General features: G+C 66.7%; 19 protein-coding genes and 1 pseudogene. 13 read left to right on the forward strand and 7 right to left on the reverse strand.

Annotated elements, in window-relative coordinates:
- Positions 1-13 precede the first annotated feature (13 nt).
- Together AB4Y36_RS27195 and phaP are read right to left on the reverse strand one after the other, a co-directional pair.
- On the reverse strand, positions 14-1,195 hold the full coding sequence (locus tag AB4Y36_RS27195) for an acetyl-CoA C-acetyltransferase (protein ID WP_342945703.1): 1,182 nt from the start codon (positions 1,193-1,195) through the stop codon (positions 14-16).
- Between the two features lie 142 nt (positions 1,196-1,337).
- A complete protein-coding gene (gene phaP / locus AB4Y36_RS27200; protein ID WP_368684634.1) occupies positions 1,338-1,913 on the reverse strand; it encodes a TIGR01841 family phasin in 576 nt (191 codons plus the stop codon).
- 472 nt (positions 1,914-2,385) lie between these two features.
- On the opposite strand from phaP, the gene AB4Y36_RS27205 reads away from it, so the two are divergent.
- From AB4Y36_RS27205 to AB4Y36_RS27240, 8 genes and pseudogenes are all read left to right on the forward strand, one after another.
- A complete protein-coding gene (locus AB4Y36_RS27205) occupies positions 2,386-2,646 on the forward strand; it encodes a YXWGXW repeat-containing protein (RefSeq protein ID WP_176732864.1) in 261 nt (86 codons plus the stop codon).
- A gap of 92 nt (positions 2,647-2,738) precedes the next feature.
- Positions 2,739-3,338 (forward strand): RNA polymerase sigma factor, encoded by a 600-nt coding sequence (locus tag AB4Y36_RS27210; RefSeq protein WP_342948874.1) that lies wholly within the window; start codon positions 2,739-2,741, stop codon positions 3,336-3,338.
- The gene (locus AB4Y36_RS27215; RefSeq protein WP_368602604.1) at positions 3,335-3,790 is read left to right on the forward strand and encodes a hypothetical protein; all 456 of its coding nucleotides are present in this window, start codon (positions 3,335-3,337) and stop codon (positions 3,788-3,790) included. Before AB4Y36_RS27210 ends, AB4Y36_RS27215 begins: the two co-directional genes overlap by 4 nt.
- Entirely contained in the window at positions 3,787-4,299 is a 513-nt protein-coding gene (locus AB4Y36_RS27220; RefSeq protein WP_069263466.1) for a periplasmic heavy metal sensor, read from the forward strand. The genes AB4Y36_RS27215 and AB4Y36_RS27220 overlap by 4 nt, the downstream gene beginning before the upstream one ends.
- A gap of 86 nt (positions 4,300-4,385) precedes the next feature.
- Entirely contained in the window at positions 4,386-5,837 is a 1,452-nt protein-coding gene (locus AB4Y36_RS27225) for a DUF1800 family protein (RefSeq protein WP_368684635.1), read from the forward strand.
- Positions 5,834-6,991: a DUF1501 domain-containing protein gene (locus AB4Y36_RS27230; protein WP_368684669.1), complete on the forward strand. Its 1,158-nt coding sequence runs from the start codon at positions 5,834-5,836 to the stop codon at positions 6,989-6,991. The genes AB4Y36_RS27225 and AB4Y36_RS27230 overlap by 4 nt, the downstream gene beginning before the upstream one ends.
- 121 nt (positions 6,992-7,112) lie before the next feature.
- A complete protein-coding gene (locus AB4Y36_RS27235; protein WP_368618192.1) occupies positions 7,113-7,328 on the forward strand; it encodes a YXWGXW repeat-containing protein in 216 nt (71 codons plus the stop codon).
- Positions 7,329-7,521: 193 nt separating this feature from the next.
- Positions 7,522-7,644 (forward strand): annotated as a pseudogene (locus tag AB4Y36_RS27240) (nitric oxide dioxygenase); the annotation flags it as partial.
- Positions 7,645-7,703: 59 nt separating this feature from the next.
- Here AB4Y36_RS27240 and AB4Y36_RS27245 read toward each other — a convergent pair.
- Positions 7,704-8,576 carry a LysR family transcriptional regulator gene (locus AB4Y36_RS27245; protein WP_069263452.1) on the reverse strand — a complete coding sequence of 291 codons (873 nt, stop codon included), beginning with the start codon at positions 8,574-8,576 and terminating at the stop codon, positions 7,704-7,706.
- Positions 8,577-8,680: 104 nt separating this feature from the next.
- On the opposite strand from AB4Y36_RS27245, the gene AB4Y36_RS27250 reads away from it, so the two are divergent.
- The 5 genes from AB4Y36_RS27250 (at position 8,681) to AB4Y36_RS27270 (ending at position 14,691) form a co-directional block, all read left to right on the forward strand.
- Complete coding sequence (locus tag AB4Y36_RS27250) at positions 8,681-9,574, forward strand: CoA ester lyase (protein WP_368684636.1); 894 nt, start codon at positions 8,681-8,683, stop codon at positions 9,572-9,574.
- Positions 9,571-10,773 carry a CaiB/BaiF CoA transferase family protein gene (locus AB4Y36_RS27255; protein ID WP_368684637.1) on the forward strand — a complete coding sequence of 401 codons (1,203 nt, stop codon included), beginning with the start codon at positions 9,571-9,573 and terminating at the stop codon, positions 10,771-10,773. Before AB4Y36_RS27250 ends, AB4Y36_RS27255 begins: the two co-directional genes overlap by 4 nt.
- A 67-nt stretch (positions 10,774-10,840) precedes the next feature.
- Entirely contained in the window at positions 10,841-11,716 is an 876-nt protein-coding gene (locus tag AB4Y36_RS27260) for an amidohydrolase (protein ID WP_368684638.1), read from the forward strand.
- Positions 11,717-11,794: 78 nt separating this feature from the next.
- The gene (locus tag AB4Y36_RS27265; protein ID WP_368684639.1) at positions 11,795-13,162 is read left to right on the forward strand and encodes a short-chain fatty acid transporter; all 1,368 of its coding nucleotides are present in this window, start codon (positions 11,795-11,797) and stop codon (positions 13,160-13,162) included.
- Positions 13,163-13,206: 44 nt separating this feature from the next.
- Complete coding sequence (locus tag AB4Y36_RS27270) at positions 13,207-14,691, forward strand: MmgE/PrpD family protein (protein WP_368684640.1); 1,485 nt, start codon at positions 13,207-13,209, stop codon at positions 14,689-14,691.
- An 18-nt stretch (positions 14,692-14,709) separates the two neighbouring features.
- Here the strand turns inward: AB4Y36_RS27270 and AB4Y36_RS27275 are convergent, their stop codons facing one another.
- The 4 genes from AB4Y36_RS27275 to AB4Y36_RS27290 all read right to left on the reverse strand — a co-directional run bounded on the left by AB4Y36_RS27275 (position 14,710) and on the right by AB4Y36_RS27290 (position 21,689).
- Positions 14,710-16,296, reverse strand: a complete 1,587-nt coding sequence (locus tag AB4Y36_RS27275) for a Na+/H+ antiporter (RefSeq protein WP_368684641.1) — start codon at positions 16,294-16,296, stop codon at positions 14,710-14,712.
- A 55-nt stretch (positions 16,297-16,351) separates the two neighbouring features.
- Positions 16,352-17,257 carry a LysR family transcriptional regulator gene (locus AB4Y36_RS27280; protein ID WP_069263440.1) on the reverse strand — a complete coding sequence of 302 codons (906 nt, stop codon included), beginning with the start codon at positions 17,255-17,257 and terminating at the stop codon, positions 16,352-16,354.
- A 92-nt stretch (positions 17,258-17,349) separates the two neighbouring features.
- On the reverse strand, positions 17,350-18,117 hold the full coding sequence (locus AB4Y36_RS27285; protein WP_368618197.1) for an SDR family NAD(P)-dependent oxidoreductase: 768 nt from the start codon (positions 18,115-18,117) through the stop codon (positions 17,350-17,352).
- 41 nt (positions 18,118-18,158) lie between these two features.
- Positions 18,159-21,689 carry an indolepyruvate ferredoxin oxidoreductase family protein gene (locus tag AB4Y36_RS27290; RefSeq protein ID WP_368684642.1) on the reverse strand — a complete coding sequence of 1,177 codons (3,531 nt, stop codon included), beginning with the start codon at positions 21,687-21,689 and terminating at the stop codon, positions 18,159-18,161.
- Positions 21,690-21,772: the final 83 nt, after the last annotated feature.

The following is a 21,772-nucleotide window of genomic DNA, read 5'->3' on the forward strand; positions in this document are numbered from 1 at the left end:
GATCAAGCTGGAATCAAGCGCGCTCGAGCGCGAGCGCCACGCCCATGCCGCCGCCGATGCACAGCGAGGCCAGGCCGCGCTTCGCGTCGCGGCGCTGCATTTCGTGCAGCAGCGTCACGAGAATCCGGCAGCCCGACGCGCCGATCGGGTGACCGATTGCAATCGCCCCGCCGTTCACGTTGATCTTCGACGTGTCCCAGCCCATCTGCTTGTTCACGGCCAGCGCCTGCGCCGCGAACGCCTCGTTGATCTCCATGAGATCGAGGTCGTTCACCGACCAGCCCGCGCGCTCCAGCGCCCGCTTCGACGCCGGCACCGGGCCCATGCCCATCACCTTCGGATCGACGCCGCCGCTGGCGTACGCCTTGATGCGCGCGAGCGGCGTGAGGCCCAGCGCCTCGGCCTTCTTCGCCGACATCACCACGACCGCGGCTGCGCCGTCGTTGATGCCCGACGCGTTCGCCGCCGTCACCGTGCCTTCCTTGTTGAACGCCGGCTTCAGGCCCGCGAGCGATTCGGCCGTCACGCCGTGGCGCACGAATTCGTCGGTCCTGAACTGCAGCGGCTCACCCTTGCGCTGCGGAATTTCCACCGAGACGATCTCTTCGTCGAAACGGCCCGCCTTCTGCGCGGCTTCCGCCTTGTTCTGCGACAGGGCCGCAAACGCGTCCTGTTCTTCGCGCGTGATGCCGTATTCCTTCGCGACGTTCTCCGCCGTCACGCCCATGTGGTACTGGTTGTACACGTCCCACAGGCCGTCGACGATCATGCTGTCGATGAGCTTTGCGTCGCCCATGCGGAAGCCGTCGCGCGAGCCCGGCAGCACGTGCGGCGCGGCGCTCATGTTCTCCTGGCCGCCGGCCACGACGATGTCCGAATCGCCCGCGATGATCGCGTTGGCCGCGAGCATCACCGCCTTCAGGCCCGAGCCGCACACCTTGTTGATCGTCATGGCGGGAACGGCCGCGGGCAGGCCCGCCTTGATCGATGCCTGGCGCGCCACGTTCTGGCCCGAACCGGCCGTCAGCACCTGACCCATGATCACGTCGCTCACCTGCTCGGGCTTCACACCCGCGCGCTCGAGCGCGGCCTTGATGACGATCGCGCCCAGGTCGGGCGCCGCCACCTTCGCGAGCGAGCCGCCGAATTTGCCTACTGCCGTACGTGCGGCCGAAACGATCACAATGTCAGTCATGTTGAGCTCCTGCTCTGCAAATGCGCTGAAAAATCGATGTCTGGAAAGCTGAGCCGGCAAATGCCGCGTCTTCGTCGTTCATTCACGACGAAGACGCGTGTTCGACGCGCAGTGGCGTATTGCCGGCGGGCAGGAACGCGAATCAGGCCTTGGCCGGGCTGGCCTTGGCGGCAGCCGGCTGGACCGCGACCGGCGCGGCTTCCTGGGCGGAAGCCACGACGTTCTGGAAACCGCTCTGGGCCGTTTCGATGGCCTGGCGGGTCACGCCGCGCAGCGTTTCGGCGGCGTTGTTGACGGCGGCGAAGGTCGAGTTCATGGCCGCGACGAACGGCTCCACGCCCACGGGCGCGTTTTGCGTCAGGCCTTCGGAGAAGTCCTTGAAACGCTGCTCGTTTTCGCCCGATTGCGCCTGGGCGGCTTGAATCAACTCGTTTTGGGTCGTCGTCGCGATGTCGACGAGATGGCGGCCGTACGACAGGGCCTTGGCGGCGGCTTGCTGCGACGCACCAATTTGCTGCGTCAGGAACTCGGCGGGATTGCCGCTTTCGAGGGCGCCCTTGAGCGTCGCTTCGCTTTCTGCAATGGCAGCCTTGCTTGCCTGGACGTTGAGGTCGATCACGGCCTGCACGCCCTCGACAACGGGCTTCGTGAGCGCAAAGAACGCTGCGACGCCAGCCTGGTAGTTCGCGCGGAATTGTTCGGGTGCGGAAACGGACATCAGCTCATACTCCTTGGTTAGTCTTACTAATTAAAGCGCCAACCCCCGATGGCCTGACTTGCGGCTGTATTCCTATGGTTTGAAAACTAATGTTGCATCGCCGCAGTCGATCTCGAGTGTCCATTCTAAGACAGAAATTTAACAATTTTGTGGCGATTCATATTAGGTAGAAACCCTTAATGTAAGTCTTTCGGGTTCGGAAATTGCAGTTGTCAAGCAACCCCTCTCGAGACCGGTAAATTCGCCGCTGAGCGCGGAAATTGCATGGTGAATAAATGGTCCGCGACGGATTTTCCCCGCGGCGCCGTTTAAGTCCTTATAGGGGCTGTTGGCCCCTCTGCATCAAGGGAGAGAAATCATGACCCGCAAACCACTGCGTTCGTCACTTGCCGCCGCTCTGCTCGCCTCCACCGCAACGGCCGCGCTCGCACAGCCCGTGGTCGTCGAGCCGAATGAGGCGCCACGGCAGCCCATGGTCGTCGAGCCGAATGAGCCGCCGCAGCAGCCCGTGATGGTCGCGCCGACGTCGCCGCCGCCTCCGCCGCGGGAAGAAGCGGCTCCCCCGCCGCGCCAGGGTTACGTGTGGCAGTCCGGCCACTGGCGCTGGGACCGGGGCGTGTACGTCTGGGAACCGGGCCACTGGGAAGAAGCCCGCTCGGGGTACAACTGGGTGCCGGGGCACTGGGTCGAGGACGGCCCGAACTGGCGATGGATTCCGGGCCACTGGGCATAATGCCGCTCGAGCGGCATCAGGCCTGAGTGCCCGACTTCAAACTGGGAAACAACTATGACGGCGCGGCAGCGGGTTCGCCTGCGGTTCCATCGTTGCAGACCGACAAGGCCGGGAAGGCCTTGAACGAACGCGATCCGGACGCGGAACTCGTCGCGCGTGTCGGCGCGCGTGATCCGCTTGCCGTGCGCGCGCTCGTCGCGAGCAAGCTGCCGCGCCTCATCGCACTCGCCACACGCATGCTCGGCGACCACAGCGAAGCCGAAGACGTCGCTCAGGAAGCGTTCGTGCGGATCTGGAAGCAGGCGCCCACCTGGCGCACGGGCGAAGCGAAATTCGATACATGGCTGCATCGCGTGGCGCTCAACCTCTGCTACGACCGCTTGCGCGGACGGCGCGAAGAGACCGTAGAAGACGTGCACGCCGTGAGCGAGCCGGCACCCGATCCCGCGGGCTCGCCCGACCAGCAGATCGAAGCGCGCACGCGCGACGAGCGCGTGCGCACCGCACTCGCGGCGTTGCCCGTGCGCCAGCGCGAAGCGCTCGTACTCACTTACTATCAGGAGCTTTCGAACCTCGAAGCAGCCAGCCTGATGGAGATTTCGGTGGACGCGCTCGAAAGCCTGCTGGCGCGCGCCCGGCGCGCCCTTCGCGCACAACTGGCCGGCGAAGCCGCCGGTAAGGACTCCGTATGACACCCGAACGATTCCACATGCTCGTCGCGGCTTATGGCGCCGACCCGCAACGCTGGCCCCAGCACGAGCGCGAAGACGCGCTCGAATGGGCCCGCGCGCATCGCACCGAAGCCAACGCGGCGCTCGACGAAGCCATGGCGCTCGACAGCTGGCTCTCCCGCGACATGGTGGCGCCGCCGGGGCGCGCGCTCTTCGAGCAGATCGTTGCGGGCGCACCGGTGAAGCCCGTTGCCGCCGCGAAGCGCCGCAGCTTCTGGTGGTCCGGCGCGGCGTTCGCGGGCGTGGGCCTCGCGGGCGCGCTTGCAGGCGCGCTGACGATATCGTTCGTCGTGCTCGGCGGCACGGCGCCCGCCGCCCCCCACGAGACGTATCTCAGCACGAGCTTCGGGGGGACCAGTTCGGACTGGAGCGAATCGAACCTCAACCCTGGCGCCGAAGGGAGTGACGAATGAACGGCTGCTCATGGAAAACGCTGCTCGTCGGCTCGGTCGTCCTGAACGTTTTTCTGCTCGGCGCAATTGCGGGCGGCGCGTGGCGCTGGTTCGCCGTACGCAGTGAGCCGCAGGCGCAGGCGACGCAGCGCGTGGCGTTGCGCTTCGCCGCCGAAGCGCTTTCGCCGGAACGCCAGCAGCAGTTCGCCCAGGCGCTCAAGTCCTCGCGCCGCGAAGGCAGCCAGTACGCGCGCGACGGACGCGACGGTCGGCGCGAGGTGCTCGACCTGCTCGCCGCGCCGCAACTCGACCGCAACGCCATCGACGCCGCGCTCACGCGCACGCGCACCGCCGACAGCGCGTTGCGCGCGCAAATCGAACGCGGCGTGGTCGATTTCGCGGCGACGCTCACGCCCGAAGAACGCGTGAAGTTCGTCGAAGGGCTCGAAAAGCGCGGCCAGTGGCGGCTACCGGCGCAGCAGCAAAAGCAGCCGCAGAAGGCGGTAAGCGAGGCGAGCGGCGCCCAGTAAAGTATTTGGCGGACCAGCGACGGATACCGCGTGCGATGAGCGTTTAACGGGAATACGCAACGCTCCATCGAGCACAAGGACCGCGCATGGAAAGCCTTTCGAATGCCCGCGCCGGCGCGATCGCCATGAACCGCTTCGGCCTCGGCGCGCGCGCCGACGAGACGCCGCCCGCCAACCCTCGAGGCTGGCTGCTCGGCCAGTTCCAGGCATACGAACCGCTGCCCGCGGCATGGCGCAACGAGCCCGGCGCGCTGGCGCTCGCTGCGCGCTTCGGGGAAGAACGCCAGCAAGGTATGGCGGGCAATGCCGCAGCAAGCGCGGCTTCGGAGACGAACGCACAAGGGAACGCGCAACAAGCCGCACGCCGCGCAGTCAATCAGGCGATCCGCCGCGAGAGTGTGGGCATCTACCGCAGCGCGGTCAACGCGCGCCTCACGAGCGCCTTGCAGAGCGACACGCCGTTCGTCGAACGGCTCGTGCACTTCTGGTCGAACCACTTCGCCGTATCGGTGGACAAGGCATTGATTGCAGGCATTGCGGGCGCATTCGAAATAGAAGCGATCCGGCCGCACGTGCTCGGCAATTTCGCGGACATGCTGGTCGCCGTCGAGCAGCACCCTGCCATGCAGCTCTTTCTCGATCAGACGCGCTCCGTTGGGCCCGACAGCCGCGCCGCGCTGCGCGCCGATCAACGCGACCCCGCGCACAAGCGCGGCCTCAACGAGAACCTCGCACGCGAGATCATGGAGCTGCACACGCTCGGCGTACGCACCGGCTACACGCAGGACGACGTGACCGAATTCGCACGTGCGCTGACGGGCTGGAGCGTGGCGGGTTTACGCGGGCCGCAGCCCGGCAATGCCGCGCCCGGCAGCTTCGTGTTTCGCCCCGCGCTGCACGAGCCGGGCACGCGCACCGTGATGGGCAAGCGCTACGATCAACCGGGCGAGCAGCAGGCGCTTGCCATCCTCAACGACCTCGCGCACGCGAGCGCCACGAGCCGCCATATTGCGTTCCAGCTCGCCCGCCACTTCGTCGCCGACAATCCGCCGCCCGCACTTACCGAGCGTCTCGCACTCGCCTTCGAGCAAAGCGGCGGCGATCTGCCCACCGTGTATCGCGCGCTCGTTGAAGCGCCGCAGGCGTGGGCACCCGTCGACGCGAAGTTCAAGACACCGTGGGAGTGGACCGTTTCGTCGATGCGCGGTCTCGGCTGGCGCGAACCCGGCGACGCCGGCGAGATCAACGCCGCGCCGCTGCTCACGCAACTCGGCCAGCCGGTGTGGCGGCCAGGCTCGCCCGCCGGCTACGACGACATCGCGGCAAGCTGGGCCGCGCCCGATGCGCTCGTGCGCCGCGTGGAAGTCGCGCAGCGCTTCTCGGCGCGCGTGGGCGACCGGCTCGACCCGCGCACGCTCGGCAACACGCTCATGGGCGCCACGCTCAGCGCGCCCACCGCCACCGCGGTCGCGCATGCCGAAAGCGCGTCGACTGCGATCGCCTTGCTGCTCGTCTCGCCCGATTTCCTGAGGAGATAACCGCCATGGTTTCCCGCCGCCATTTCCTGCGCGTCGCCGCCGCCGGCGCGGGCGCGATGCTCGTCGCGCCGCAGATCGTGTTCGCCAGCGTCGAAACCGAGCGCCGCTTCGTGTTCGTGATCCAGCGCGGCGCGGCCGATGGGCTGAACATTGTCGTGCCCTACGCGGAGCCGGCCTACGCCACGCTGCGCGGCCCGCTCGCCATCGACATCGACAAGGCCGCGAAACTCGACGGCACGTTCGCGCTGCATCCGTCGCTCGTGCAGATGGCGCAGATGTATGGCGAGAAGCAGGCGCTCTTCGTGCATGCGATCGCTTCGCCGTATCGCGACCGCTCCCACTTCGACGGACAGAACGTGCTGGAAACCGGCGGCCGCGCGCCCTACCAGGTCAAGGACGGCTGGCTCAACCGGCTCGCCGCCATGCTGCCTGCCTCGCGCGAAAATGCCATTGCGTTCGCGCCTACCGTGCCGCTCGCGCTGCGCGGCACGGTGCAGGTGAGTTCGTACGCGCCCTCGGCGCTGCCCAGCGCATCCGACGATCTGCTCACGCGCGTTTCCGCGCTTTACGACGGCGATCCGCAGTTGCGCGCGCTCTGGACTTCGGCGATGAACGCACGCGGGCTCGCGGGCGACGTAAGCGCCCGCCAGGACCCCGCGAGCGTCGGCAAGCTTGCGGCGAGCTTCCTCGCGCGCCCCGATGGCCCGCGCATCGCCATGATCGAAACCGGCGGATGGGACACGCACAGCGCGCAGAACGCGCGGCTCGCGAATCAGCTAAAAGCGCTCGACACGATGCTCGCCTCGCTGCGCGACGGACTCGGCCCCGCGTGGGACAAGACCACGGTGCTCGTCGCGACCGAGTTCGGCCGCACGGCCGCGGCGAACGGCACGGGCGGCACCGACCACGGTCAGGCTTCGGTGGCGATGCTGGTGGGCGGCGCCGTGGCGGGCGGACGCGTACAGGCCGACTGGCCGGGGCTGCGCAGCGCGGATCTCTATGAGGCGCGCGACCTCAAGCCCACCGCCTCACTCGATGCATTGATCGCGGGCGCGGCCGCGGAGAGCCTCGGGCTCGATCCACAGCGCACGGCGTCGATGTTATTCGGAGATTCGGGCACAAAAAATGCGACTACGGGTTTGATAAGGGCATGAACGGTTGGAACAGACAAACACGACGGCGCACCGCTTTACTTGGACCCGGATGCCGCTACGCGACGAGACTAGCCAGCCGTTCGGATAACCAAACAATTTCCGTCAGTGGAGGACACCCGCCATGAAGATAAGACTACTGCACCCCGTGACCCTGGTCGCCTGCGCCGCCCTGCTTTGCGCATGTATCGTGGAGCCGGCCCACCCACCGGAGCCGTCGCCGCGCGTCGAGACGCCGCCGCCCGCACCCGCCGAGGGCTATGCCTGGTCCAAGGGACACTACCGCTGGGAAGGCAACCAGTGGGTGTGGATTCCGGGGCATTGGGTGCAGGGCTACTAACAAGGAGATTTAACAGGGACTACTGAGTATTCGTATTGCGGCGGTCAAATTGCATCCAACGGATAAATCGGCCGCCGCAGCTCGTTGAATTCGAGCTTGCCGCAAGCAGGATCTGTCAACGGCGCGCCCGCATTCGATCACTTCGCGCGCGCTGATCGCAGCGGACGCCAGGGAGGAGGGAGCCATCGGGCAGATCAAGCAGGCGATCCTGCAGCCCGACGCCGACTACTACATTTGCCGCCCCATTCCCTTCATGCGGATGCAGCACGATGCGCTCAAGAATCTCGGCGTTCACGAAGCCCGGATTCACTACGAAGATTCGCCGATGGAATGGCCAACGCTTCGCCATCCTTATCGTATAGAGCCCGCGCGCCCTCACCTGCGCAGCGCCTCGCCGGAACATTCGATCATCCCGCGAATCAAGCGGCTGCGTGCGGAAGCGCGCGACCACAGAATGCCGAAGCGGCGCGGCTCGGTTGCCTCGGCCAACGGCAGACGCGCGAGCCGCAAGCCCTTCGTAAGCGGCGTGCCGATATCGGGCACAAGCGAGACGCCAAGACCGCGATCCACCATCAGCGCTATCGCCATCAGCGAGTTCAGTTCGAACAGTTCACGCGGCGCGATCTTCGCACGGCGCAAATATTGGTCGGCCTGCTTGCCGCCGCCCAGCGCGCGATCGTAGCGAATGAACGGCTCGCGGCGTAGCAGGTCATGCGGATCGGCGCGCGCGAACTTTGCCGGCGCGAGCACGACGATGGGCTCCTCGCGCAGCAGATGCCAGTCATACGTCTTCGGCAGCGCGAAGGCGGGATGCAGGCAAATCGCCACGTCCACCTCGCCGCGCTGCAAGGCTTCGAAGAGTTCCATCGACGTGCCCGCGCGTATCAGCAGCTTGACCTGCGGGAAAGCCGCGGCGAAGCGCGCCAGCACGTCGGGCAGCACGCTCAGCAACGCCGACGTGATCGTCCCCACGCGCAGTTCGCCGCCCATTTCCTGCTCCTGCGCCAGCGCTTTCAACTCGTCGAAACCCCGCACGAGCGAGCGGGCACGCTCCACCACGCGCTGGCCCGCCTCCGTGGGAATGACCGTGCGGCCCGCGCGCATGACGAGCGCCACGCCCAGTTCGCGCTCCAGCGCCTGGATTTGCTGCGCGATCGCGGCGGGCGTCACGCCCACGCGCCGCGCGGCCTCCGCCATCGACCCGCTCTCCACCACCAGCAGCAGGTTACTCAGGAAACCGGTGTCCATAAACGTAGCTTCTCTATGGTTTAAAGATAGATTCGCATAGTTTATCTAAATCGTTGCCGATCGTAGACTGCCCTTCAGTGGTGATCTATACGGAACGCATGGAGATGAGAAGCAAGTTGTTCGTGCCGGCATCGCGCCCGGAGCTGTTCGAAAAGGCGCTCGGCAGCGCCGCGGACGCGTTGTCGTTCGACCTGGAAGACTCGGTTGCCCCTGCGCGTAAACCCGAAGCGCGTGAGGCGCTGCGCACGCTACTCGTGTCGCCCGCCGTACGCGAGCGCGGCAAGGTGCTGATCGTGCGCGTGAACGCGCTCGACACGCCGTGGTTCGCCGACGATATCGTCGCCGTGGTTCAACCGGGCCTCGATTACGTGAATCTGCCGAAACCCGAATCCACCGACGACGTGCGCGCCGCCGCTGCCGCGATCGAGCGCGCGGAGCGCGCCAATGGCGTGAGCCGCCCCGTGAAGCTGTTGCTCAACGTCGAATCGCCGCGCGCGCTGCGTGAAGCGGCGACGCTCGCCTCCGCGCATGCACGCGTGGCGGGCCTTCAACTGGGTCTTGGCGACCTGTTCGAGCCGCTCGGCATCGCGCGGCGCGACCCGGCGGCCATTCAGCAAGCCATGTTCAGTCTGCGACTCGCCGCGGGCGAAGCAGGCGTGTTCGCCTACGATTCGGCTTTCGCGAATATCAAGGATGCCGAAGGGTTTCGCGCCGAAGCCGAACTGGCCCGCTCGCTAGGCTTTCTCGGCAAGAGCTGCATCCACCCGAGCCAGATCGCGCTCGCCAACGACGTATTCCGCCCTTCCGACGAAGAAATCGCCCACGCGCTGCGCGTGGTGGAAGCGGCGCGCAACGCCGAACGCGACGGCGTGGGCGCTTATGTCGTGGACGGCAAGATGATCGACGCGCCTTTCGTCGAGCGCGCCCGTGCCCTCGTGCAGAGCGCCGAACGGCTTGGACTCATTGCATCCGCAACGTCGAGCGAGGTGCGCCAATGAGCCAGCCTGCCGAATCGAATGCAGCGCCGCGCGGCCCGCTCGCGGGCGTGCGCGTGCTCGACCTGAGCGCCTATATCGCGGGCCCGTATGGCTGCACGCTGCTTGCAGACCAGGGCGCGGACGTCATCAAGATCGAGCCGCCCACGGGCGATAACCTGCGCAAGTATCCGTCCACGCTCCAGGCCGAGAGCCGCGCCTTTCTCGGCGTCAATCGCGGCAAACGCGGGCTCGTGCTCGACCTGAAGCAATCCCGCGCGCAGGAGGTGCTGCTGCGCCTCGTCGAACAGGCTGACGTGCTCGTGCACAACTTTCGACCCGGCGTGCCGGCACGGCTCGGTATTGCCTGGGAACAGCTGCGCGAAGTGAACCCGCGGCTCATCTACTGCGCAGTCACCGGCTACGGCGACCAGGGCCCGAACAAGGACAAGGCCGGCTACGACCAGGTGCTGCAAACCATGACGGGCATGTGCGCGCTGCAGGGCAAGAGCGATGGCCCGCCCGAGATTCTTTACGGCTCGGTGGTCGACTACTACGCCGCCGCGCTCGTCGCAGCGGGCATATCCTCCGCGCTGTTCGAGCGCGAGCGCAGCGGCGCGGGCCAGTACGTGGGCGTTTCGCTGCTGCGCAGCGCGCTCACCATGCAGTCCGCGCGCATGATCTGGGCCGACGACGAGCCGAAGGACGTTGGCCGCGACATGCGTTCGGGCGGCATCACCGGTATTCATCCGACGCGCGAAGGCTGGCTCTACATCTCCGCGAACACGCCGCATTTCTGGCAGTCGCTCTGCGAAAAAACCGGGCTCGCTGCACTCGCGCAGAACGAGCGTTACGATTCGGTGCGCAAACGTGCCGAGCATCGCGACGAGATCGTGCCGCAACTGCACGCCGCGTTGCAGGCGCGCAGCGCGCTCGAATGGGAAGCGCATTTTGGCGAGGCGGTGCCCTGCGCGGCGGCGCGCACCGTCGAAGACATGTTCGACGATCCCCAGGTGCTCGCAGAGCAGATGGTCACGCGCTACGACTATCCCGGCGTGGGCGCGTATCGCGGCTTTCGCGAGCCGATTCGCTTCGGCGCGACGCCTGCGCCGGACCCGATCGCCGCGCCCGCCTTCGGCGAGCACTCCGATGTGGTGCTGCGCGAGGCCGGCTGGAGCGATGCCGATATCGAACGATTGAGAAACGAGCACGCCGTGCTCTGAACACACAAAGCTGCATCCGCGCGCATCCATGCCTTTGGGTGCGCGCGGCAAACAAGGAGACAACGCGATGGAGCGTGAGCAGCATGTCCATACCATCGACGCCCCCAGAGCGCGCATAGCGGCGCCCGCCTTCGCGTGCGATTCGCACATCCACATCTACGATCGCCGCTTTGCGGCCTCACCCGGCAACGGTGCGCATATCGTCGATCGCGCAACGGTCGAGGACTATCGACGCGTACAGGCACGCACCGGCACGCAGCGCACCGTCATCGTCACGCCGCGCCCCTACGGCACCGACAACTGCGTGACGCTCGACGCGATCCGCCAACTGGGCATCGACAATGCCCGCGGCGTAGCGGTCCTGCGCCCCGAGGTGAGCGACGCCGAACTCGACATGCTCGACCGCGGCGGCATACGCGGCATCCGCTTCACGTTGTACACGCCGCATCAGGCGGTCGTGACCTTCGACATGGTCGAGCCGCTTGCGCAGCGCATTGCCGAACTCGGCTGGCATGTGCAGTTGCACTGGACCGCCGACCAGATTGTCGAGCACGAAGCATTGCTCACCCGCCTGCCCTGCAAGATGGTGTTCGACCATCTCGCGCGCCTGCCCCTGCCCGCGGGCACCTCGCATCCCGCGTATGGCGTGGTGCGCCGCCTGGCCGCTTCGGGGCGCGTATGGGTCAAGCTCTCGGGCGCCTACCTCGATTCGCAGGTGGGCCTCGCCGGCGGTTACGCCGACCTCGCCGAGACCGCGCGCGCATGGGCTGCACTGCTGCCGGAGCGCGCCGTGTGGGGCAGCGACTGGCCGCACGTGACGGAGACGCACAAGCCCGACACCGCCGCGATCTTCGATCTGCTCGGCGCGTGGGTCGGCGACGAAGCGGCGCGCAAGCGGATTCTCGTCGACAACCCCGCCGAACTCTACGGCTTCGCCCGATGAACTAGCGCCACTGCGCCCCCGATACAAACAGCCGCGCGCCAGGTACGTGCGGCCCCTTTCAGCACCAGGAGACGATACGTGAAGTCCACCGCTACCGCCGCACCCGTACGCAAGACACGCTTTACCGACGCGACGATCAGCCTGTTCGAGCGCACCATTCCCGACCCGTTCGTGCTCGCGATTCTCATCACCGCGGTCGTGGCCGCGCTCTCGGCGATGTTCGCTCCGCATGCGACGCTCAACACGCTCGTGGTCGGGTGGTACAAGGGCTTCTTCAATATCCTCACGTTCGCCTTCCAGATCACGCTCGTCCTCGTCACCGGCCACGCGTTCGCTCACGCCGCGCCCGTGCAGCGCGTGTTCAAGGCGCTCGTGGGCATCGCCCGCACGCCGGTGCAGGCAGCGGCGCTCACCTTCCTGCTAGTAGCCGTGGCCTCGTTCTTCAACTGGGGCCTCGGTCTCGTGGTGAGCGCGCTGCTCGCGCGCGAAGTGGCCAAGCGCATGCGCGTGGACTTCGCGTGGATCGTCGCGGCGGGCTTTTCGGGCTGGGTGGTGTGGGCGAGCGGCATTTCCAGCTCCATCGCGCTCGCGCAGTCCACGCCGGGCAGCGCGATGAACGTCGTGCAAAAGCTCACGGGCGAAGTGCTGCCGTTCAACGACACCGTGTTCACGGCGTTCAACCTCGTGCCCGTGCTCGTGATGCTGGTCGCCACGCCCATCGTGCTCGCGCTCCTCAAGCCGCGCGATGAAGACGCCGTCGTGCTCGACATCGAGAATAACCCCGACCCGGAACCGCGCAAGCGCCCCGAAGGCAAGCTGAGCTTCGCGAAGTGGCTCGAATACTCGTGGATCGGCAGCGCATTCATCGGCCTCGTGGGCGTGACGTTCCTCGTGCTCGCGCACATCGAGCACATCGAAGCGTTCTCCGGCGTGAACGCCGTGATCTTCGTGATGTTCATCGCGGGCGTGATCCTGCATGGCTATCCACTCGCTTACGCGGATGCGGTCAAGAACGCCGCCAAACAAACCGGCTCGATGATGCTGCAATACCCGCTCTACGGCGGCGTGATGGGCATGATGGACGCCACGGGCCTGCCCAACGTGATCTCGCACTTCTTCATCGCGATCTCGAACACGCACACGCTGCCGTTCTGGAGCTATGTGTGCTCGCTCATCGTCACGTTCTTCATTCCGAGCGGCGGCGGCCACTGGGCCGTGCAGGGCCCGTTCGTCGTGCCCGCGGCGATCGCGCTGCATGCTTCGATGCCCGCAACCACCATGGCCGTCGCCATGGGCGAGCAGGTCTCGAACATGATGCAGCCCTTCTGGGCCGCGCCCGTGGTCGCGATGGCGGGCATCGGCGTGCAGCGCGTGCTGGGCTTCACGGTCATGACGTTCCTGCTCGGCACAGTGGTGTTCGGCGCGGCGCTGCTGCTGCTCGTTTGATGCGCATTCTTCCCTGAAACGAACAAAGAACAAGGAGACACCGCATGCAACGGCGTGCATTCATGGCGTCGCTCACGGCGCTCGCCGCGGGCGCGGGCACATTCGGCGGCATCGGCGCGGCGCGCGCTCAGAAGGTCGCTTCCGCATCGGCTTCGGCCACGATCGCGCAGCGGCTTGCGGCTTACGCCGCCGCGCTTGACTACGACGATCTCGATGCCGGTACGATCGAGGCGGTCAAGACCCACTCCGCCGACGCGCTGGGCTGCGGCATCGCCGCGCTCGGCGAGAAACCCGTGGGCATCGCGCGCCAGGTTGCGCTCAACTACGCGAGCGGCGACGGCCGGGGCGCAACCGTGCTCGGCACGCAGCGGCGCACGTCGCCCGACCTCGCGACCTTCGCGAACGGTGCGGCCATCCGCTATTACGACCTCAACGACGTCTATGCGGGCAAGGAAATCGGCCACCCGAGCGACAACATCGCCGCATGTCTCGCCCAGGCCGAGGCCGAAGGTGCGAATGGCCGCGATCTGATCGTCGCCATCGCTCTCGCCTACGAGATCGATTGCCGCCTCATGGACGCCGCTTCGATCAGTTCGCGCGGCTGGGATCACCCCATCTTCAGCCTGCCCGCGGCCGCGCTCGCGGCGGGCAAGCTCATGAAGCTCGACGAGCGGCAACTGGCCGAAGCGGTCAACCTCGCGCTCAACGGCCACCTCGCGCTGAACCAGACGCGTGTGCAGACCATGTCGAACTGGAAGGGTCTCGCCGATGCCGACGCCGCACGCAACGCCGTGTTCTCGGCCGCCCTCGCGCGCGACGGACTCACGGGCCCCGCGCCGATCTTCGAGGGCAACGCAGGACTGTTCAAGCAGGTATCCGGCCCATTCAGCATCGACACGGCGAGCTTCGGCGGCAAAGGCCGGCCGTTTCGCATCAACGACTGTGCCGTGAAGTTCTACCCTGCGCAGGCGCTCACGCAAACGGCGATTGCTGCCGGCATCGACGTGGCGAAACAGGTGGGCGACCTCGATCGTATCGTCAGCATGGAGATTCGCACCTCGCACGAAGGCTACTTCTCGGCAGGCATGGACCCGCAGAAATGGGCCCCCGAAACGAGCGAGACTGCCGATCACAGCCTGCCCTACGTGACCGCGCGCGCCATGTTCGACGGCGATATCAGCCTGGCGAGCTATCGCACCGAAGCGCTCCATGACCCGAAGATCCGCGCCTTCATGCAGAAGATCAAGGTTGTAGAGGATTCCGAACTGACCCGGCTCTATCCGAAATATTACGCGACCATCGTAAGCGCCACGCTCACGGACGGACAAACCGTGTCGAAACGCGTGGACGACATTCCGGGCTTCGCCACGCGGCCGATGCAGCGCGGCGACTTCGAGGTGAAGTTCCGCAAGAACGCGGCGCCAGTGATCGGCAAGGCGCGCGCCGACGATGCGCTAGGTTTTCTCTGGAGTCTCGACCAGCAGCGCGACCTCTCGCACCTGTTTGCGCCACTCGTCGTGCACGCCTGAAGAACGCGAGGGGAAGCATCACCCCCTCCCGTGTCGCGCCGAAAGCTCCTCCAGATCGAGATCGCGTTCGAGCACGCGCAATAGTTCGTCGTGGATCAGGCCGGCGCGGTGCAGCTTCAACAGCTCCGCGCGTCCGGCCTCCACGGCGGCCAGCACGACATCGTAGTGCGAGGTGCGCATTTCCTGCGGATAGCTCTCGGCGTTTGCAAAATTGCGCGTGAGGTTCGCACGATACGTGTACTGCTCCAGCAGCCGCGGGTGGATCACGCTGCCGTCCGGACCATGGACGAGCGGCGTGATTGCCGCTAGCTGGGCGGCTTCGAGGCGCGCCCATGCCTGCGGCTCGTTGAGGTAGGGTTCCTCCCCTTCCATATCGTTCGCAGGCCTGATCAGCTTGATGAGCGGCCCGATGGTCGTGCCTTGCAACAGCACCGTGAACAGAATGACGGCGAATGCGGCGAAGAGAATGAGATCGCGGCCCGGCATCGCTTCCGGCAGCGCAAGCGCAATGGCCAGCGTGACCACGCCGCGCATGCCGGCCCAGCTCACCACCGTTGCGCCTCGAAAGTCCGCCGCTTTTACGCGGGTCGGTAACATCCGGTGCAGCGCGGTCCTGACGATCTCGATGCCATACGTCCACACGCAGCGCGAGACGACAACGGCGAGCACAACGGCCATTGCAGCGGGACCGAGCAGCGCGACAGCATTGCCCGTCCCGCCGAGGCGCAGCATGACCCCACGCAGCGAGAGGCCGATCAGCACGAATACCAGCGCCTCGAGCACGAAGACCATGACCTGCCAGAACGCCGTGCCGCGGCTGCGCACCGTGGCCGAAAAGATTTCGTGCTGATGCCAGCCTAGCTGCATGCCGCACGTGACCGTGGCGATCACACTCGAAACGCCCAGCATGTCCCCCGCGATATAGGCGATCCAGCCTGCCAGCACGGAGGCGGTGATGATCAGATACTCGTCCTGGAGCTGACGCAGCAGGCACACGACGACATAGCCGACGACAGCGCCGACCACAATGCCGCCCAGCGCGAGCCCGACGAAACTGAGCGCCGCATTCGGCTCGCTGAATACGCCCGTCAATGCCGCCGCGACGGCGAAGCGAAACAGCACGAGACCGGCGGCGTCGTTGAGCAGGCTCTCGCCTTCGAGCAGCACCATCAGCCGGCGCGGCAGCGCGAGCCGCTCGAGCACCGCTTTCGCGGCGACCGCATCGGGCGGCGAGACCACCGCGCCCAGTGCGAAACATGCGGCCCAAGGCAGTGACGGAACGGCCCAATGCGCGACCACGCCAACGGCCCACGTCGTGAATGCCACCGCGCCGATGGCGAAGAGCAGGATGGGCGCGAGGTGACGCTTGAAGTCGGACCAGACGAAGAAGTAGGCGCCGTCCATGAGCAAGGGCAGCAGAAACACGATGAGGACGAGGTCCGGGTCTATCACGACCGGCGGCAGGCCGGGCGCGAAGGCCATGGCGGCGCCGCCGACCAGCAGCGCGGCAGCGGGCGGCAGGCGCAGGCGTTTGGCGAGCAACTCGAGCGCGATGATGGCGATGAGCGAAAGGAGCACGAGCTTGAACGCCGACACAGCCGACATGACGCTTCCTTGTTTTTACCCAGGTACGGTGAGTGGAGGAGCGCGGCCGCCCCCTTCAATTCCCGCAAGCGTGAATCAAAAACTGCTGCATCGCTCGCGCCGGATCGCTGAGCACGGCACCAGGATGCCACAACATGCCCGCTTCCATCTGCGGAATGGCATCCTCGATGGCGCAAGCGTCGATGCGCTTGCCCTCCAGCGACCACGGCCTGAACACCATGTCCGAGAGTATCGTCACGCCGAAGCCATGCGCCACGAGCCCGCGCAGCGCCTCCATCGAACTCGTGCGAAACGCGATATTCGGCGCAACGCGGCGCTTTTTCCAGTAGCGCAGCGTCGAGGCCTCGCCCTCGTCCACCGTGAGCTGGATATAGGGGTAACGCGCGATGTCGCGCAGCGTGACGGTGCCCATCTGCGCGAGCGGATGCGTCGGCGCGGCCCACAACTGGCGGCGCGAACGCATCAGCAAGTGGTGACCGAAGCGCGCGCGCCGCTCCACATTGGAGAGCAACGCCACGCCAAGGTCGACTTTGCCCGCGAGCACCGCCTCCTCGATGGCCGGCCGGTCCAGATCGTGCAGATCGATCTCGATCTCGGGATAGGTCGCCCGAAACCGCGCGAGCAGTTCTGGCAGGAAGTAGCCGAGCAGCGTATAGGAGGCGGCCATGCGCACCGTGCCGCGCAAGCTGTGCGCGCGAAACGGCGCCTTGTGCAGTGCGTCGCGCACCGACTCCAGCACGTGGCGCGCGTGATTGAGGAAGTCCTGCCCGTCTGGCGTCAGTTCCACGCCCTGGGGCAAGCGCACGAAGAGCCGCGTGCCGAGCGCCTCCTCGAGCGCGAGCACCGCGTTGGTGATCGCCGACTGCGAGACATGCTCGGACGCCGCCGCCATCGAAAACTGCCCGTTCTGCGCCGCCGCCACGAAGTAGCGGAACTGCCGCAAGGTCACGTCCTTGGCCATGTGCTTTTCGAATATCGTGAGTCGATGGTTCCGATTCTACGATACGTGGTCTTAAACGTGCCCGCAGCGGCCGGCCCCACACAAACCGGGTATCAGCGCGGCGCCATCCGCAACGCGCCATCGAGCCGGATCACCTCGCCGTTCAGATAGCGGTTGCCGACGATATGCTCGACGAGCGCCGCGAACTCCGCGGGCTGGCCAAGACGCTGCGGAAACGGCACGCCCGCGCCCAGCGCCTGCTGCACTTCGGCGGGCATGGCGAGCAGCATCGGCGTTTCGAAGATGCCGGGGGCGACGGTCACCACGCGAATACCGTTGCGCGCCAGTTCGCGCGCCGCCGGCAACGTAAGTGAAACGACACCACCCTTCGAAGCCGCATAGGCCGACTGCCCGATCTGGCCATCGTACGCGGCTACCGAAGCCGTATTGACGATCACGCCGCGCTCGCCGCCGGCATCCGGCGTATTGTTCGCCATCGCCACGGCGGCGAGGCGCATCACGTTGAAGGTGCCGATGAGGTTGACGCTCACGACCTTCGCGAACAGATCGAGCGAATGCGCGCCTTCTTTTCCGACGATGCGCTGCGCCGGCGCGATCCCCGCGCAGTTGACCACGCCATGCAGCGCACCGAAGCGCTGGGTGGCAAGCGCGATCGCCGCCTCGACGCTTGCCGCCAGCGTCACATCCACCTCGACGGCCAGTGCATGCTCGCCGCCGAGCGCCGCCGCGTCACGCGCACGGGCTACGTCGATATCGCCGAACACCACATTCGCGCCGCGTTCGAGCAGATGTCGGCCCACCGCCGCGCCGAGTCCAGAACCGCCGCCCGTGATGAAAAACGTCTTGTCCTGCACAACCATTTGAGTCTTCTCCGTTGGTTATCGATTCGTTATCCGATCTTTCAAACCGTCTCGCCAGCCAGTTCCGCGCGATACTTTTCGCGCACGCCGCGCGAACGCTCGTAATTGCGCTCCTTGACGATACCGAAGCCTCGCACCGCACCCGGCACGCCAAGCAGGCCGACGGCTGCCGCCAGCGTCTGCCGCGTCAGTTTGCCGAGCACGAGGCGCACGTCTTCCTCGAATTCGCCGATCATCGCGCGCTCGATCACGCGGTCGCGCTGCCGTGCGAACGGATCGAGCGCCGTGCCGCGCAGCGCCTTGCCGTGCTTGAGTACGCGCAGCAGCGGCTCGGCCCACACGCCGCGCAGCGCGATCTTGTTGCGGCGCCCGGTTTGCGCATCGCGGCGCGTGAGGAGCGGCGGCGCCATGTGGAACGTCTTTCTGGCCGCCGTGCCATCGAACAACGCGGACAGGTACGCGCCGAAGCCGCCATCGGTGTGCAGGCGCGCAACCTCGTACTCGTCCTTGTAGGCGAGCACCTTGAAGTATTGGCGTGCCGCCGCTTGCGCAAGCGCACCGCTCGCCCCTTCGATCGCGCGCTCTGCCTGCGCGACGGCATCGACCAGCGCGCGATAGCGCTTCGCATAGGCGGCGTTCTGGTACAGCGTGAGATCGTGCTCGCGCTCGGCCACGAAGCGAGCGAGATCGAACGGCGTGTCAGCGACCGCTATGTCCGCTCCCGTCACGCGTTCGAGCGCGCGAGCGTCCTGTGCGATCAAACGACCCCAAAGGAACGCGCGTTCATTCATCTTCACGGCCGCGCCATTGAGCCCGATTGCCTGCAGGATCGATGCTTCGCTAAGCGGCACGAGCCCCGACTGATACGCGTAGCCCACCATCATCATGTTCGAAGCGATGGCGTCGCCGAAAATCGCTTCTGCCGCCGCCGTGCAGTCCCAGAACACCGTGCCGTCCGCGCCCATCGCGCTCTCGATCGCCGCCTGATGCACGGCTTTGCTCACGGGCAGATCGCCGTCGCGCACGAAGTCGGCGGTCGCGTTGATGCGCTCGTTCACGATCGCGCGCGCGCCGCTGCCCGGCAGGCGCGAGAGCGCGCCCGACGATGCCGCCACCACGGCGTCGCAGCCCAGCAGCACGTTGGCCGCATGCGCGCCGATACGCGAGGTGGTGATGAGCCCGCGGCTCTGCGCGATCTGCACGTGGCTCAACACCGCGCCGTTCTTTTGCGCGAGGCCCGTGAAGTCGAGCGTCGAGGCGCCGCGCCCTTCGAGGTGCGCGGCCATGGCGAGGATCGCACCGATCGTCACGACGCCCGTGCCGCCCACGCCCGTCACAACCATGCGCAGGTGTTGCTCCAGCGCCTGCGGTACGTGCGCGGGCGGTGCGAGCGTGGCGCGCAGTTCCGCTTCGATGCGCTGAATGCGCGCGGCGTCCGGGCGCTTCGGCTCCATGCCCTCCACCGTCACGAAGCTCGGGCAAAAGCCCTTCACGCACGAGGTGTCCTTGTTGCAGCTCGATTGATTGATGGCCCGCTTGCGGCCCAGCTCCGTTTCGAGCGGCTCGATCGCGATGCAGTTCGACTGCACGGAACAGTCGCCGCAGCCTTCGCAAACGGCCGGATTGATCACCACACGCGTGGGCGGATCGATCAGCTTGCCGCGCTTGCGGCGGCGGCGCTTTTCGGCGGCGCAGGTCTGGTCGTAGACGAGCACCGAAACGCCCTTCTGCTCGCGCAGGCGGCGTTGCAGCGTATCGAGCGCGTCGCGGTGCAAGAGCGTCACGCCCGCAGGCAACGCCTGCGAGCCCGCGTACTGCTCGGGCCGGTCGGTCACCACGACGACTTCGTTCACGCCTTCGGCCCGGACCTGCGCCACCACGCGATGCACGGTGAGGCCGCCCTCGGCGGGCTGGCCGCCGGTCATCGCCACCGCATCGTTGAAGAGGATCTTGTAAGTGACGTTCGCGCGCGCCGCCACGGCCTGGCGGATCGCCAGGCTGCCCGAGTGCTGATAGGTGCCGTCGCCGAGATTCACGAACAGATGCGGCATGTCCGTGAAGGTCGACATCCCGACCCACTGCACGCCTTCGCCGCCCATCTGGCAAAACGTCGCCGTGTTGCCCGCCTCGCCGAGCGCCATGATGTGGCAGCCGATACCGGCCGCGGCATGCGAGCCGTCGGGCAGACGCGTCGACGTATTGTGCGGGCAGCCCGCGCAGAAGAACGGCTTGCGGGTGAGCGGTTCGCCTTGCGGCGCTTGCGCGAGCGCGACCACGCGCTGCGCACCCGAACGCGCATGGGTCGCGCCGGTAGCGACCAACGGCAGATCGATCTCGACGTGCAGGAAAAACCGCTGCAGTGCGTGCGCGAGCTGCTCGGGTGCGAACTCCATCGCGGCGGGCAGCAGCGGCTCGCGCTCGCCGAGCGTCTTGCCGTGCACGGACGGCCGCTCGTCGGCCCGCACGTTGAAGAGTGCTTCCTTGATCTGCCGCTCCACGAACGAGCGCTTTTCCTCTACGACGAAAAGCGCCTGCATGCCGCGCGCAAATGCCTTGAGCCCTTCCGTTTCGAGCGGCCAGATCATGCCGACCTTATAAAGCCCGATACCGAGTTGTTCGAGGCGCTCGGCCGTGAGCCCCAGCGCCTCGAACGCGGCCAGCACGTCCGCATGCGCCTTGCCCACCGTCACGATGCCCACGCGCGCCTGCGCGGGGCGCAGCAACGCGCGGTCGAGCGGATTCGCCCGCATGAAGGCGAGCGCGGCGGGCAGGCGCTCTTCGAGCACGCGGCGCTCCAGTTCGGCGCGCTCCGCCGGCCAGCGCAATTGCGGGTCGTAGTTGAAGCCGCGCTGCGGCGGCACCGCGATGTCCGCCGGCAAGCGCAACGGCACGCCGCGGCCCACGCGCATCGAGCGGCCGCTTTCCACCGTCTCCGTAATCGCCTTGAAACCGACCCACAGTCCGCTGAAACGCGACAGCGCATAGCCGGTGAGCCCGTACTCGATGTATTCCTCTACCGACGCCGGAAAGAGAATCGGCATCATCGCGCCTTCGAAGACGTGGTCCGTCTGGTGCGGAAACATCGACGACTGCGCCGCGTGGTCGTCGCCGGCCACCGCCAGCACGCCGCCGTGCCGCGCGGTGCCGAGCATGTTGGCGTTGCGGAACACGTCGCCGGTGCGGTCCACGCCCGGCCCCTTGCCGTACCACATCGAGTACACGCCTTCCACACGTTTGCCGGGAAACGCGTCGAGTTGCTGCGCGCCCCACAGCATGGTCGCGCCGAGGTCTTCGTTCAGGCCCGGCTCGAAGCGCACGTCGAAGTCCGCGAGCAGTGCCTTCTGGCGCCACAGTTCCTGATCGAATCCGCCGAGCGGCGAGCCGCGGTAGCCAGAGACGAGACCCGCGGTTTTCAGCCCGGCAAGGCGGTCCGCGCGCGCCTGTTCGATCAGGATGCGCACGAGCGCCTGGGTGCCGGTGAGAAAGACCGCGCCGTCCTCGCGCAGGTAGCGGTCTTCGAGTCGATAGTCCGTATCGATCTGGCGATCGGTCTCGACGGCTCGCATGTTCATGGTGTCTCCGCTGTTCGACTTGTGGGTATTAGCGGATTCTAGGTAGCCAATAGCGGCGATTCGTGCCAAACTGAGCCACGTTT

It is taken from the genome of Paraburkholderia sp. BR10936, assembly GCF_040965735.1.
GTDB lineage: Bacteria > Pseudomonadota > Gammaproteobacteria > Burkholderiales > Burkholderiaceae > Paraburkholderia > Paraburkholderia nodosa_A.

Bases quoted from the DNA above. Each gene is read 5' to 3' on its own strand.
- AB4Y36_RS27270 (WP_368684640.1), top strand. From the start codon at position 13,207: ATGCAACGGCGTGCATTCATGGCGTCGCTCACGGCGCTCGCCGCGGGC.
- AB4Y36_RS27280 (WP_069263440.1), bottom strand. From the start codon at position 17,257: ATGGCCAAGGACGTGACCTTGCGGCAGTTCCGCTACTTCGTGGCGGCG.
- AB4Y36_RS27285 (WP_368618197.1), bottom strand. From the start codon at position 18,117: ATGGTTGTGCAGGACAAGACGTTTTTCATCACGGGCGGCGGTTCTGGA.
- AB4Y36_RS27260 (WP_368684638.1), top strand. From the start codon at position 10,841: ATGGAGCGTGAGCAGCATGTCCATACCATCGACGCCCCCAGAGCGCGC.
- AB4Y36_RS27215 (WP_368602604.1), top strand. From the start codon at position 3,335: ATGACACCCGAACGATTCCACATGCTCGTCGCGGCTTATGGCGCCGAC.
- AB4Y36_RS27245 (WP_069263452.1), bottom strand. From the start codon at position 8,576: ATGGACACCGGTTTCCTGAGTAACCTGCTGCTGGTGGTGGAGAGCGGG.
- AB4Y36_RS27235 (WP_368618192.1), top strand. From the start codon at position 7,113: ATGAAGATAAGACTACTGCACCCCGTGACCCTGGTCGCCTGCGCCGCC.
- AB4Y36_RS27225 (WP_368684635.1), top strand. From the start codon at position 4,386: ATGGAAAGCCTTTCGAATGCCCGCGCCGGCGCGATCGCCATGAACCGC.
- AB4Y36_RS27205 (WP_176732864.1), top strand. From the start codon at position 2,386: ATGGTCGTCGAGCCGAATGAGCCGCCGCAGCAGCCCGTGATGGTCGCG.
- AB4Y36_RS27195 (WP_342945703.1), bottom strand. From the start codon at position 1,195: ATGACTGACATTGTGATCGTTTCGGCCGCACGTACGGCAGTAGGCAAA.
- phaP (WP_368684634.1), bottom strand. From the start codon at position 1,913: ATGTCCGTTTCCGCACCCGAACAATTCCGCGCGAACTACCAGGCTGGC.
- AB4Y36_RS27250 (WP_368684636.1), top strand. From the start codon at position 8,681: ATGAGAAGCAAGTTGTTCGTGCCGGCATCGCGCCCGGAGCTGTTCGAA.
- AB4Y36_RS27275 (WP_368684641.1), bottom strand. From the start codon at position 16,296: ATGTCGGCTGTGTCGGCGTTCAAGCTCGTGCTCCTTTCGCTCATCGCC.
- AB4Y36_RS27255 (WP_368684637.1), top strand. From the start codon at position 9,571: ATGAGCCAGCCTGCCGAATCGAATGCAGCGCCGCGCGGCCCGCTCGCG.
- AB4Y36_RS27220 (WP_069263466.1), top strand. From the start codon at position 3,787: ATGAACGGCTGCTCATGGAAAACGCTGCTCGTCGGCTCGGTCGTCCTG.
- AB4Y36_RS27290 (WP_368684642.1), bottom strand. From the start codon at position 21,689: ATGAACATGCGAGCCGTCGAGACCGATCGCCAGATCGATACGGACTAT.